Annotated in this window: 10 protein-coding genes and 1 riboswitch; of the genes, 3 read left to right on the forward strand and 7 right to left on the reverse strand. The window is 64.6% G+C overall.

Annotated features, from left to right (window positions below; translation table 11 throughout):
- Positions 1 to 49: 49 nt before the first annotated feature.
- On the reverse strand, positions 50 to 922 hold the full coding sequence (locus LFT47_RS13480) for a VOC family protein (protein WP_236811528.1): 873 nt from the start codon (positions 920 to 922) through the stop codon (positions 50 to 52).
- Positions 923 to 1,000: 78 nt separating this feature from the next.
- Complete coding sequence (locus LFT47_RS13485; protein WP_236811530.1) at positions 1,001 to 2,095, reverse strand: amidohydrolase family protein; 1,095 nt, start codon at positions 2,093 to 2,095, stop codon at positions 1,001 to 1,003.
- A gap of 109 nt (positions 2,096 to 2,204) precedes the next feature.
- Positions 2,205 to 2,312: riboswitch (TPP riboswitch) on the forward strand.
- On the opposite strand from LFT47_RS13485, the gene thiC reads away from it, so the two are divergent.
- Positions 2,281 to 4,113 (forward strand): phosphomethylpyrimidine synthase ThiC, encoded by a 1,833-nt coding sequence (gene thiC, locus LFT47_RS13490; protein ID WP_236811532.1) that lies wholly within the window; start codon positions 2,281 to 2,283, stop codon positions 4,111 to 4,113. Its footprint overlaps the riboswitch before it by 32 nt.
- 24 nt (positions 4,114 to 4,137) lie before the next feature.
- Here thiC and LFT47_RS13495 read toward each other — a convergent pair whose 3' ends face one another.
- Together LFT47_RS13495 and ffh are read right to left on the reverse strand one after the other, a co-directional pair.
- Positions 4,138 to 4,887, reverse strand: coding sequence for an alpha/beta fold hydrolase (locus LFT47_RS13495; RefSeq protein WP_236811534.1), 750 nt, complete (start codon positions 4,885 to 4,887; stop codon positions 4,138 to 4,140).
- A gap of 103 nt (positions 4,888 to 4,990) precedes the next feature.
- Entirely contained in the window at positions 4,991 to 6,562 is a 1,572-nt protein-coding gene (gene ffh / locus LFT47_RS13500; protein WP_236811536.1) for a signal recognition particle protein, read from the reverse strand.
- Positions 6,563 to 6,713: 151 nt separating this feature from the next.
- Between ffh and LFT47_RS13505 the strand changes: the two genes are divergently transcribed.
- A complete protein-coding gene (locus LFT47_RS13505) occupies positions 6,714 to 8,114 on the forward strand; it encodes a glucose-6-phosphate dehydrogenase (protein WP_236811538.1) in 1,401 nt (466 codons plus the stop codon).
- A gap of 86 nt (positions 8,115 to 8,200) precedes the next feature.
- On the opposite strand, the gene LFT47_RS13510 is transcribed toward LFT47_RS13505, so the two are convergent.
- Both LFT47_RS13510 and LFT47_RS13515 read right to left on the reverse strand, forming a co-directional pair.
- A complete protein-coding gene (locus LFT47_RS13510; protein ID WP_028264639.1) occupies positions 8,201 to 8,539 on the reverse strand; it encodes a P-II family nitrogen regulator in 339 nt (112 codons plus the stop codon).
- Positions 8,536 to 9,870, reverse strand: coding sequence for an ammonium transporter (locus tag LFT47_RS13515; RefSeq protein ID WP_236811540.1), 1,335 nt, complete (start codon positions 9,868 to 9,870; stop codon positions 8,536 to 8,538). Before LFT47_RS13515 ends, LFT47_RS13510 begins: the two co-directional genes overlap by 4 nt.
- A gap of 225 nt (positions 9,871 to 10,095) precedes the next feature.
- Here LFT47_RS13515 and LFT47_RS13520 point away from each other — a divergent pair, with 225 nt between their 5' ends.
- The gene (locus tag LFT47_RS13520) at positions 10,096 to 11,340 is read left to right on the forward strand and encodes an MFS transporter (RefSeq protein WP_236811543.1); all 1,245 of its coding nucleotides are present in this window, start codon (positions 10,096 to 10,098) and stop codon (positions 11,338 to 11,340) included.
- A gap of 67 nt (positions 11,341 to 11,407) precedes the next feature.
- On the opposite strand, the gene ftsY is transcribed toward LFT47_RS13520, so the two are convergent.
- Positions 11,408 to 12,631, reverse strand: a complete 1,224-nt coding sequence (ftsY, locus tag LFT47_RS13525) for a signal recognition particle-docking protein FtsY (protein ID WP_236811544.1) — start codon at positions 12,629 to 12,631, stop codon at positions 11,408 to 11,410.
- Positions 12,632 to 12,646: the final 15 nt, after the last annotated feature.

Below are 12,646 nucleotides of genomic sequence, written 5' to 3' on the forward strand. Positions count from 1 at the left end.
ACGGAGCTGCGGCGCGGCGGCCGAAATGCGCCACGCTGCAAACTCAAGCCTAGCGGACGGCGACCCGCAGCCGGTTTCGCCACGGGTCCTCGAAGCGCAACTCCCGGCCCGTGTGGTGGGACGCAATACCGGCAACCTTGAGGCGGTCGGCGAGCGCGCCGACGTCGTCGCCTGACGGCACTTCGATGACCACCTCGCCGAGACCGAGCGTGTCCTTGCGCGGACCTGCACCGCGGCTGTTCCAGACATTCATGGCCATGTGGTGGTGGTAGCCGCCCGCGGAGACGAACAGGGCCTGCCCGTGCCAGCCTGCGGTCTGCTCGAAACCCAGGGTGTCGACGTAGAAATCATGGGCGGTCCGGACGTCGCCCACCTGGAGGTGGACATGCCCGACGCCGGCGCCCGCCTCATGCTGGCCCGTCACCGCTGCTTCGCTCAGGTATTGCTGGAGGTAGCGCTGCGGCGGGAGCGGCAGGCTGTCCATGACGACCGAGCTGCCATTCCACTCCCAGCCCTCGCGGGGCTTGTCGTAGTAGAGCTCAATGCCGTTGCCCTCGGGGTCGGTGAAGTAGAAGGCCTCGCTGACCAGGTGGTCCGCACTTCCGACGAAAGCGTGGGGCTCGTATTGCGCGGCCGAGGCAACAGTTGCGGCGAGCGAGGATTGGTCTTCGAAGAGCAAAGCCGTGTGGAACAGTCCGGCCTCCCCGCGACCCGGAATCTGGAGCCCGGAGGCCGGAGCGAGGTGCACCAACGGCTTGCCGAGCCTGCCGAAGTAGAGCCCGCCATCCTGTTCGGCGACCACGTCCAGCCCCAGAGCCCGCTGGTAATAGTCGCCCATGAGCTTCATGTCCCCCACTTTGAGCATGACAGTGCCCATGGTGAGTTCGGCAGGAAGGAGATCCTGGCTGGATGCGATGGTCATGTGAAACTCCCGGCTTTTCGTGGCGCCGCCCTTCGGCTACCTCTATCTATCTAAATTACTTGAAGCTTCAATTTATTCCTAATGCCCAACGTTCCCTGAAATATGTCCCCTCAGCACGGTGCATCCCGGATTCAGCACCACCTCAAGGGACGCGCGGGGATCGTGTGCGTAGAGCACGACGTCGGCACTGGCACCTTCGCTGATGCCGTCGGCACCCAGCCACTCGCGTGCGGACCAGCAGGCGGCATCGAGGGCGGCGGCCGCCGGAAGGCCCGCGCGGTGCAATTCCAGGATTTCCTCGCCGATCCGGCCGTGCTTGATGACGCTGCCGGCGTCGGTCCCGGCGTACACCGGCACTCCGGCGTCGAATGCCTCGGCGACGCGTGCATGCCTGCGCTCCCACAGCCTGGTCATGTGGGCGGAATATCGCGGGAACTTCGCTTCCGCCTGCCTCGCGATGTCCGGAAAGGTCGCAATGTTGATGAGGGTGGGGACAATCGGCACACCCTGGTCCAACAGCCGGGGAATATGGTGCGGCAGGAGGCCTGTGGCGTGCTCGATGCAGTCGATGCCGGCGTCGAGCATGTCGTCGATAGTCCCTTCGGCGAAGCAATGGGCGGTCACCCTGGCTCCCTCGGCATGTGCTGCCGCGACCGCGTCCTTGACGATGGCGGCCGGAAAGGACGGGCCGAGATCCCCGGCGGAACGGTCGATCCAGTCCCCGACGATCTTGACCCAGCCGTCTCCGGACCGCGCCTGTTTGCGCACCGCCTCGACCAGATCCTCCGGCTCGACTTCTTCGGCCAGTCCGGGGATGTACCGGCGTTGCCTGGCAATGTGCCTGCCTGCGCGGATGATCCTGGGCATGTCCGTCCGGCGCTGCAGCCAGCGAGTGTCGCTTGCGGATCCGGCGTCGCGGATCAAGAGCGTTCCGGCGTTCCGGTCCGCCGTCGCCTGCAGGCGCGCAGTCTCGTCGTCGACGGCCCCGCCCTTGCCCAAGCCAACATGGCAGTGCGCGTCGACAAGGCCGGGCAGCACCCATCCGGCCAGGACGACGTCCGGTGCGGCAGCAGGCCGCAGAAAGGTCAGCCGTCCGTCGACCGACCAGAGGCCGCGCCGTTCCTCCTCCGGCCCGGTAAGGACGGCGCCGCTGAACTCGATGATTTCCGCCATGATTCCACCTTAAGCTCCGCCACCGTTCCCGGCTCGGTCGCATCTGTCCTCCGTCACAGCTGTCCTCCGTCACATCTCTCCCAGGCACCAATAGCTGTGGTAGCTTCATCTACGACCACACGGGGGCCCTTGCAAGGGCTGAGATCGGGCTGACGCAGCCTGCGACCGTTGAACCTGTCCGGGTAATGCCGGCGAAGGAAGTGAGTAATCCTTTGAGCACCAAAGAAACACAGCTGAGCCCTACCCAAAACGGATCGGCTCAAGAAGTGACCCAGTCCCTCAAGTCGCATTCCCTCGTGTTCCTGGAAGACACTGAGACGGGAATCCGGGTTCCGGTCACGGAAATCACCCTGGAACCATCCCCCAACGGCGAGGCCAACGCGCCTTTCCAGGTGTACCGCACCGCGGGACCGGGAAGTGATCCTGTGGTTGGCCTCGAGCCGTTCCGCAGCGAGTGGATCGAAGCCCGCGGCGACACCGAGGCCTACAGCGGCCGCGAACGGAACCTGCTCGACGACGGCAAGTCGGCCGTGCGCCGCGGCGCCGCCTCCGCCGAGTGGAAGGGCGCACAGCCGGTGCCCCGCCGCGCCGTCGACGGCAAGACCGTGACACAGATGCACTATGCCAAGCAGGGCATCGTGACGCCCGAAATGCAGTTCGTTGCACTTCGCGAAAACTGCGACGTGGAACTCGTCCGCAGCGAGGTCGCCGCCGGCCGGGCCATCATCCCCAACAACATCAACCACCCCGAATCCGAACCGATGATCATCGGCAAGGCGTTCCTCGTGAAGATCAACGCCAACATCGGCAACTCGGCTGTCACCAGTTCCATCGCCGAAGAAGTGGACAAGCTGCAGTGGGCAACGCAATGGGGCGCAGACACTGTGATGGACCTGTCCACGGGCGACGACATCCACACCACCCGCGAATGGATCATCCGCAACTCCCCCGTGCCGATCGGCACCGTGCCCATTTACCAGGCCCTCGAGAAGGTCAACGGTGAAGCCAACAAGCTCAACTGGGAGATCTTCCGCGACACCGTCATTGAACAGTGCGAGCAGGGCGTGGACTACATGACCATCCACGCCGGCGTGTTGCTGCGGTACGTGCCACTCACCGCGAACCGCGTGACGGGCATCGTTTCCCGTGGCGGCTCCATCATGGCCGGTTGGTGCCTGGCGCACCACGAAGAAAACTTCCTATACACCCACTTCGACGAACTCTGCGAAATCTTCGCCAAGTACGACGTCGCGTTCTCGCTCGGCGACGGTTTGCGCCCGGGAGCGACGGCGGACGCCAACGACGCCGCGCAGTTCGCCGAGCTCGACACGCTCGCGGAGCTCACGAAGCGGGCGTGGAAGTACGACGTGCAGGTCATGGTGGAAGGCCCCGGGCACATCCCGTTCCACCTCGTCCGCGAGAACGTCGAGCGGCAGCAGGAGCTGTGCGACGGCGCCCCGTTCTACACGCTCGGCCCGCTCGTGACCGACGTCGCTCCGGGCTACGACCACATCACCTCGGCCATTGGCGCCACGGAGATCGCACGCTATGGAACCGCGATGCTCTGCTACGTCACCCCGAAGGAACACCTGGGCCTGCCCAACAAGGACGATGTCAAGACAGGCGTGATCACCTACAAAATCGCCGCCCACGCAGCTGACCTTGCGAAGGGACACCCCGGCGCCCACGAACGGGACGATGCCCTGTCCAAGGCCCGCTTCGAGTTCCGCTGGCGTGACCAGTTTGCGCTGTCATTGGATCCGGTCACGGCCGAATCGTTCCACGACGAGACTCTCCCGGCGGAACCGGCCAAGACGGCGCATTTCTGCTCCATGTGCGGACCGAAATTCTGCTCCATGCGCATCAGCCAGGACATCCGCGACGAATACGGCTCGGCGGATTCCCAAGCGGCCATCGCGGAGATGTACAGCGGGATGCGCGAAAAGAGCGAGGAATTCCTGGCATCCGGCGGCAAGGTCTACTTGCCCGAGCTCGAGGTTCCCGCAGGAAAACGTTGAGCGATGTCGGGAAGCCTGAACTGATCAGGAAGCTTGCACTGATCCGGTGCGGCTGACGTCCGCGATGAAGGACCGGATCATCCGGTCTCCTTCAGCTGAATCATGAGGCCGGTGTCCTCCAGCCGCAACGCGGTGGAGGGCGCCGGTTTCCTGCAAGTAGCCGGCGATCTCTTCGTAAAGGGGTTCCCAACCACCGGTCAGGACAAGCGTGGGGACTCCGGGCACGATGTGCAGGGGCGCTTCCCACGGCGGAGCCTGGAGCCGCAGGCGCCGGGCGGTACGCCGGGCCTCCGGGGTACTGAGAACGGCCGCCTCAGAGGAAAACGCCCTGCGGACGAATTCGCGTTGGTAATCGTCATCGCTGAGTTCGTGCCGGACCCGGAACAACGGCTCCATGAGTGCCCGGTAAGCCGCAGTGGCGGGCAGCTCAGCCGTCAAGGAAAGACAGGCCGGTTCCACCAGCACGAGGGACCGGACCAGGTCCGGCCGCTCCACCGCGGCCAACATTGCTGAAATCGCCCCTTGGGAGTGCGCTACGACATGGCCTCCACGTGCGGGGCTGGAACCTGACACGACCTCCCGCCCTCCGAGGCACTCCAGGATAATGTCCACGTCGGCCGCAACATCGGATTCCAAAGGCTCGGCCTGCGCGTCAAACCCGTGGCGTTTCAGGAACAGTGCATCGTAGGCCAGCGCCATGCCGTGCTGCTTCGGCCAAGCGGCAGCGCCGAATGTGCCTGCTCCATGGACGAACACAACGCGCTGCTTTTGCATTCCCCCAGCCTATGGCACGGGGCTGACAACCCAACTAACTAGCAATAGATGCCGTTCTGAGCCCTCAAAACGACATGTATTGCCAGTCAGTTGGGAGGAATGGCTACTTGCCGCCGAGGAACTTGTCGAAGCCCTTGGGCAGGTTCAGCTGGGACGGGTCGAAGTCGCCGGAAGGCTGGCCGAATGACGCGCCGGTGCGAACGGCTTTCGCCCGCTTGTTCTCCGCGTCGCGCAATTCCTGGGCCGCCTTGGCGGGGTTTCCGGAACGGGCCTTCTTCTTGGGTGCGTTCTTGCTCGCCTTGCGGGAACCGCCGCCACCGAGGCCGGGAATGCCCGGCATTCCGGGCATGCCGCCGCCCTGGGCCAGCTTCTTCATCATCTTCTGAGCCTGCGCGAAACGCTCGAGGAGGCCGTTGACCTCGGAGACGTGGACACCGGAACCACGGGCGATGCGCGCGCGGCGGGAACCGTTGATGATCTTCGGAGCCAAACGCTCGTGCGGGGTCATGGAGCGGACAATCGCCTCCACGCGGTCGATTTCGCGCTCGTCGAACTGCTCCAGTTGCTGGCGGATGTTCTGCGCACCCGGCATCATCATGAGCATCTTCTTCATGGAGCCCATGTTGCGGATCTGCTGCATCTGGGCGAGGAAGTCGTCCAGGGTGAAGTCTTCCTGGTCGGCGAACTTCTTCGCCATCCGGGCCGCTTCATCCTTGTCCCAGTTCTTCTCCGCCTGCTCGATCAGGGTGAGAACGTCACCCATATCGAGGATGCGGGAAGCCATGCGGTCCGGGTGGAACAGTTCGAAATCGTCGAGGCCTTCGCCGGTGGACGCGAACATGACCGGTTTTCCGGTGACCGACGCTACCGAGAGGGCGGCACCACCGCGCGCGTCGCCGTCGAGCTTTGACAGCACGACGCCCGTGAAGTTGACGCCTTCATCGAAGGCAACCGCCGTGTTGACGGCGTCCTGGCCGATCATGGAGTCGATCACGAACAGCACTTCGTTCGGGATGATCGCCTGGCGGATGCGGCGCGCCTGGTCCATCATTTCGGCGTCGACGCCGAGGCGGCCCGCGGTGTCCACGATCACGACGTCGTGCAGCTTCTGCCGGGCTTCGTCGACGCCGGCGCGTGCGACGGCGACCGGGTCGCCGGTGGGAACATCCAGATCCGAGGTGGTGCCCGGGTGCGGAGCGAAGACGGGAACACCGGCGCGTTCGCCGACAATCTGGAGCTGCGTCACGGCGTTGGGACGCTGGAGGTCGGCGGCAACCAGCACGGGGCTGTGGCCTTGGGCCTTGAGCCACTTGGCAAGCTTGCCCGCAAGGGTGGTCTTACCCGCACCCTGCAAGCCGGCGAGCATGATGATGGTGGGGCCGGTCTTCGCCAAGCGGATGCGACGGGTCTCGCCGCCCAGGATCTCCTGGAGCTCCTCGTTGACGATCTTGACGATCTGCTGGCTCGGGTTCAGGGCCGCGGAAACCTCGGCGCCCAGGGCGCGTTCACGGATGCGGGCTGTGAACTCGCGGACCACGGGCACGGCAACGTCGGCGTCCAAAAGGGCACGCCGGATCTCCCGGACGGTGGCGTCGACGTCGGCCTCAGTGAGGCGGCCTTTGCCACGGAGATTCTTGAAGGTTGCTGTCAACCGGTCAGAGAGTGAATTGAACACGCGCCGTGCACTTCTTTCAATGGTCTACGAATGGCGGCCGTTCCGACGCACCAATATCTTGACGATTCCTGCCCCAAACAAATCTGACTCAACTGAGGGACTCGACTATCTAGGGTACCAAGACGCGCCTGCAAGATGGCATGCTGGCACAGTGACCAGCAAAACAACAGTAAATACGTTGCTCATCCTAGGCGCCTCCGGAGATCTGACGGGCCGATTGCTGTTGCCGGGCCTTGCCAGGCTCGTGGCCGGCGGCTTCGCAGATGGGCTGAAGCTTGTCGGAGCCGGATCCGATGCGTGGACGCCCCAGCAATGGAGCAAACGCGTCAGTGGTGCGTTCGAGGAGGCCGCCCATGGCGCAGGCGCCGAGGGCAGGAAAGCAATCGCTGCCCTGGAGAAAAGCACTGAGTACCATCAACTGGATGTCACGGCGGACGGCCAGCTCGCGACGCTCCTGGCCGGGCTTGAAGCACCAATCGCCGTCTATTTCGCTTTGCCCCCGCACATCAGCCAGAAGGCCTGCGAGGTCCTCACCGCGCAGGAGCTTCCTCCCGAAACAAGCTTGGTGCTGGAGAAACCCTTCGGATCCAGCTCCGAATCCGCCCGGGACCTCAACAAGACGCTCGCCGCTTTGGTCCCGGAGGACCACATCCACCGCGTGGACCACTTCCTGGGCAAGGCCACCGTTTTCAACATCCTGGGCCTGCGCTTCGCCAACAGGTTCCTGGAGCCTGTGTGGAACCGGGACCACATCGAGAAGGTGGAGATCATCTTCGACGAAGACCTCGCCCTCGAAGGGCGTGCGCGCTACTACGACGGAGCCGGCGCCCTCAAGGACATGATCCAGAGCCATTTGCTCCACATCATGGCTTTGCTGGCCATCGATGCCCCTTCAAGCATCGGCGAGCGCGATCTCCGCGACTCGATTTCAGCGGTGCTGCGTGCGAGCAGCATCACTGCGCCCTACAAGAAGTCCACCCGTCGGGCGCGCTACACAGCCGGCCGGATCGGCGACCGGGACGTGCCGGACTATGTCGCGGAGGAGGGCGTGGACCCTGCCCGGGAAACCGAGACGCTCGCCGAAGTCGAAGTGGGAATCGATAACTGGCGCTGGAAAGGCGTCCCCTTCATCCTGCGCTCTGGAAAGGCGTTGGGTGCCGCGCGGAAAGAGGCGATCGTCACCTTCCGGCCCGTTCCACATCTGCCGACCGGATTCGAGGGCGTGGACTCCCCTAACCAGCTGCGCATCGGCTTCGGTCCGGACACCCTGCAGCTCGATGTCGAAGTCAATGGTCCCGGAAACATCTTCACGCTGGATCGTGTGACCCTCAACGCGGAATTGAATGCGTCCGATCTGTTGCCCTACGGAGAAGTGCTCGAGGGCGTCATTACCGGCGATCCCCTGCTCTCAGTCCGCGGCGACACCGCCGTTGACTGCTGGCGGATCATCGAGCCCGTGATCAAGGCCTGGGCCAAGGATTCCGTGCCGCTCGAAGAGTACGACGCCGGCGGGCCCGGTCCCGTGGACTGGCCCACCGCCGTCGAGGGCTAAGCAAGCGGCCGCGCTCCTTCGGAAGCGCACATGCCAGAAGGGCCGGGTACCTTTCCAGGTACCCGGCCCCTCTTTGCTTTGGTGCCTTAGATGGCTGCTGCGCCTCGCTCGCCCGTGCGGACACGGACAGCTTCGTAGACGTCTACGGTCCAGACTTTGCCGTCACCGGCACGGCCGGTGTTGGAGGAGGCAATCAGGACGTCGAGGATGTCGTCTGCCTGCTCGTCCGTGGCAAGGACCTCCACGCGGATCTTGGGAAGCAGGTCCACGTTGTACTCAGCCCCGCGGTACACCTCGGTGTAGCCGCGCTGCCGGCCGTAGCCACTGGCGGCGCTAACCGTCAGTCCCTGTACCCCGTATGCTTCGAGCCCCTCGCGGATGGCGTCGAGCTTCTCCGGTCGGACGATCGCCGTAATGAGTTTCATGCCTGGACACTCTCCTTGCCTGATACGGATGCTTCGTCAGCTGCTTCGGACGATACCTTGCCCGTGATGAGGTCGTGAAGGGGCTGGAAGCTTCCGCCGTGGCCTCCGACGCCGAACTCGTATGCCGTTTCGGCGTGCAGGCTGAGGTCCGCACCGGCGATCTCCTGGCGTTCGGAGATGCGGAAGCCCATGAGCTTGTGGATCGGGTAGGCGATGATGAAGGTCATGACGCCTGTGAAGACGATCGAGCAGAGTGCCGCAAGCGACTGTGCGACCAGCTGGGTCGTACCTCCCCCATAGAACAGGCCGGCTGCACCCTGGGTCGGGGTGGCGAGGAAGCCGATGGCCACCGTGCCGATGATGCCGGACACGAGGTGGACGCCGACGACATCCAGGGAGTCGTCGTAGCCGAGCTTGAACTTCAGGCCGACGGCGAGGGCCGAGGCAACGCCGGCCGCAACACCGAGGGCGATGGCGCCGAGCGGGGAAACGTTGGCACAAGCCGGGGTGATGGCGACCAGACCGGCGACGACACCTGAAGCAGCGCCGAGCGAGGTGGGGTGGCCGTCACGGATGCGCTCCACGATAAGCCAGCCGAGCATGGCGGCTGCCGGAGCGGTCAGGGTGTTGATCCAGATGAGGCCCGCCTGCTCCACGGTTGCTGCTGCACCGGCGTTGAAGCCGAACCAGCCGAACCAGAGGATGGCAGCACCGAGCATGACCAGGGGCACGTTGTGCGGGCGGTGGTTCGGGTCCTTGCCGAAGCCCTTGCGATTGCCGATGATCAGGACGAGGATCAGGCCGGCCACACCGGCGTTGATGTGCACCACGGTGCCACCGGCAAAGTCGATGACCGGGGCGAAAGTCTGGCCGAACCAGCCGTCCTTGGAGAAGAGCCCGCCGCCCCACACCATGTAAGCCATGGGTGCGTAGACCAGGGTGGCCCAGATCGGGGTGAAGAGCGTCCAAGCCGAGAACTTGGCACGGTCCGCGATGGCACCGGAGATCAGGGCCACGGTGATGATCGCGAAGGTGGCCGCATAGCCCACCTTGAGGAGGTCAGCGGGATCCGTGAAGTTGTGCAGACCGAAGTGGCTGAACGGGTTTGCGAAGAGCTGGAAGAAGTTGTCCGTGTTGCTCGTGGACATCGAGGCGCCCCATAGAACCCATACAAGGGTCACTGTGCCGATGGCGATGAAGCTCATCATCATCATGTTCAAGGCGGCCTTGGCACGGGTCATGCCGCCATAGAAGAATGCCAGGCCCGGGGTCATGAACAGCACGAAGGCTGATGCGACCAGGAGCCAAACGAGACCGGCGGTGAAGTCCATGTCTGCGTCCTCTCTGCTTTTAGATGCGGGCTGAGCCGCCTGTCCCAACGCATTTGCGTTCTATGTAAGAGTTTTGCGGGGCAGTGTTTCACCTGCGAAGGTTTTAGATTGCGGGGCTGTTACAAGAACTTCTCGAACGTAAATGGTGCATATCACCGTTGTTACGGATATGTTTCGTCAGTTCCACTTTCCCCGCGTTCCCACTACCCAGAGGACCCCGACACCATGACCGCAAGCCCCGAATCCCCCGCCAATCAAGGAGCGAGGGCCGCGAAGGCTGCAATGCCGCGGGACATCAAGGTGATGTTGGCGGCGGCGTTCCTGATTGCGCTGGGTTTTGGCCTCGTGGCGCCAGTGCTCCCCCAGTTCGCCACGACTTTCGACGTCGGGGCGACGGCAGCCGCGGTGATCGTGAGTATTTTCGCCTTCATGCGCTTGGTGTTCGCTCCGGCCGGGGGTGCCCTGATGGGCCGCTTCGGCGAACGTCCGGTGTACATTGCAGGGCTGCTGATTGTGGCGGCGTCGACGGCGGCCTGCGCCTTCGCCCAGAACTATTGGCAACTGCTGGTCTTCCGGGGCCTTGGCGGAGCCGGGTCCGTGATGTTCACCGTTGCCGCGATGGGCCTGTTGATCATGCTCGCCCCTCCGGAAAGCCGTGGACGGGTCTCCGGCGCGTACGCCTCCGCCTTCCTGATCGGCAGCGTCCTGGGGCCCGTGGTTGGCGGGTTGCTGGCCGGCTTCGGCCTGCGCGTCCCGTTCCTCGCCTACGCGGCGGCCCTGGTCCTTGCGGCCCTGGTTGTACGCACGCAGCTGACGGGCAGTTCAGGTGCAGCGAAGCAAGGCGGCGCGGCGGGACCGGCGATGCGCATGAAGGAGGCCTTGGGCGATTCTGCCTACCGGGCCGCCCTGTTCTCCAGTTTCAGCAACGGCTGGGCGACCTTCGGCGTACGCATGGCTACGGTGCCATTGTTCGCCGTGGTTGTGCTGGCCGGAGGATCGGCCTCGGCGGGGTGGGCCCTGGCGGTGTTTGCAGGGGGAAACGCGCTGGCGCTGACCTTCTCCGGCCGGATGGCTGACAGTTTCGGCCGCAAGCCCATGATGCTGCTGGGCTTGGTCGTCACCGGCCTGGCCACGGCCACCATCGGCTTGTCCGGCAATCTTCCCGCGTTTTTCGCGGCGTCTGCCGCGGCCGGCTTCGGCTCCGGCTTGCTGAACCCGGCCCAGCAGGCCGCCGTCGGGGACATCATCGGTCGTGGCCGCTCCGGCGGCAAAGTGCTGGCGGCCTTTCAGATGGCCTCCGACGCCGGAGCCATCGTGGGTCCGGTCCTGGTCGGCCTCCTGGCCGATGGGCTTGGCTATGGTTGGGCCTTCGGCGCAACGGGCGGCATCCTCCTGCTCGCCGCCGTCGGCTGGTCCGCGGCACGCGAGCCGATGCAGCGCGGCCCGGAAAGCGTCGCCTCACCCAACTGACTCGCAGTTGTTGTCGTTATGAGCCTTCAAAACGACAACAACTGCGAGCTAGTTGGGCAGTAAGCGGTTAGTTCAGCAGGGCGTCGACGAAGGCTTCGGCCTCGAATGGCGCGAGGTCGTCGGGTCCTTCGCCGAGGCCGACGAGCTTGACCGGCACGCCAAGGGCCTTTTGGATGGCGACGACGATCCCGCCCTTGGCGGTGCCGTCCAGCTTCGTGAGCACGATTCCCGTGATGTTGACTACTTCGGAGAAGACCTTGGCCTGGTTCAGGCCGTTCTGGCCGGTGGTCGCGTCCAGTACCAGAAGGACTTCGTCCACTTCGGCCAGCTTCTCGATGACGCGCTTGACCTTGCTGAGCTCGTCCATGAGGCCCACCTTGTTTTGCAGGCGACCCGCAGTGTCGATCATGACGACATCCACTTCCTGCTCAATGCCGGCCTTGACTGCTTCATAGGCGACAGAGGCGGGGTCCGCGCCGACGACGTGCGACCTGACGGTCGCGACGCCGACACGCTGGCCCCACGTGGCGAGCTGCTCAGCCGCCGCCGCACGGAAAGTGTCGGCCGCGCCCAGCAGGACGTCCTTGTCTTCGGCGACGAGAACCCGCGCGAGCTTGCCGACGGTGGTGGTCTTACCGACCCCGTTGACGCCGACGACGATCATGATGGCCGGGTGGGCTCCCTTGCGTTCCACATTCAGGCTGCGGTCCATGGTCGGGTCCACGAGCTTGATGAGTTCCTCGCGCAGGAGTGCCTTGACGTCCTCCGGGCTGCGGGTGCCTTGCACTTTTACCCGTGCACGCAGGGCATCGACCAGCTGCATGGTGGGCTCGGTGCCGAGGTCGGCAAGGAGCAGTGTTTCTTCTACTTCGTCCCAGACGTTTTCGTCGATCTTGTCGCTCGAAAGCAGGGCCAGGAGCCCCTTTCCGAGAATGCTGTTGGATTTGACCAGTCGCGCCCGAAGCCGGTTGAGGCGGCCCTCGACAGGCGCGGGGGTCTCCACCTGGATGAGTTCCAGTCCCGCGGCGTCATCCGGAACGTCGGTCTCCGGCACGGCAAGGTCGGCGGGCTCGACGACGGGTCCGGGCGCCGTGCTGTCCGGCGCGGTCCCCGGGGCGTCGTCGACGATCGTTCCGCCGCCTGCCGGCGTCTTGTCAACAGGATCGTTGGCGTCGCGCGTTCCAGCGTAAGTCGAGGCAGACTTCCGCGCCTTGAGCAGGACAGGAATCAGCCCTCCGACCACCACGATGGCAGCGACAATGGACAAAATAATGGGGAGGAGATCGTTCACTCCCCTAGCTTCTCA

Origin of the sequence: Arthrobacter sp. FW306-2-2C-D06B (assembly GCF_021789175.1) — a bacterium.
Taxonomy (GTDB): Bacteria; Actinomycetota; Actinomycetes; order Actinomycetales; family Micrococcaceae; genus Arthrobacter.

Coding starts and splice junctions, on each gene's coding strand:
- thiC (WP_236811532.1), top strand. CDS start 2,281: ATGCCGGCGAAGGAAGTGAGTAATCCTTTGAGCACCAAAGAAACACAG.
- LFT47_RS13485 (WP_236811530.1), bottom strand. CDS start 2,095: ATGGCGGAAATCATCGAGTTCAGCGGCGCCGTCCTTACCGGGCCGGAG.
- LFT47_RS13515 (WP_236811540.1), bottom strand. CDS start 9,870: ATGGACTTCACCGCCGGTCTCGTTTGGCTCCTGGTCGCATCAGCCTTC.
- LFT47_RS13520 (WP_236811543.1), top strand. CDS start 10,096: ATGACCGCAAGCCCCGAATCCCCCGCCAATCAAGGAGCGAGGGCCGCG.
- LFT47_RS13495 (WP_236811534.1), bottom strand. CDS start 4,887: ATGCAAAAGCAGCGCGTTGTGTTCGTCCATGGAGCAGGCACATTCGGC.
- LFT47_RS13480 (WP_236811528.1), bottom strand. CDS start 922: ATGACCATCGCATCCAGCCAGGATCTCCTTCCTGCCGAACTCACCATG.
- LFT47_RS13510 (WP_028264639.1), bottom strand. CDS start 8,539: ATGAAACTCATTACGGCGATCGTCCGACCGGAGAAGCTCGACGCCATC.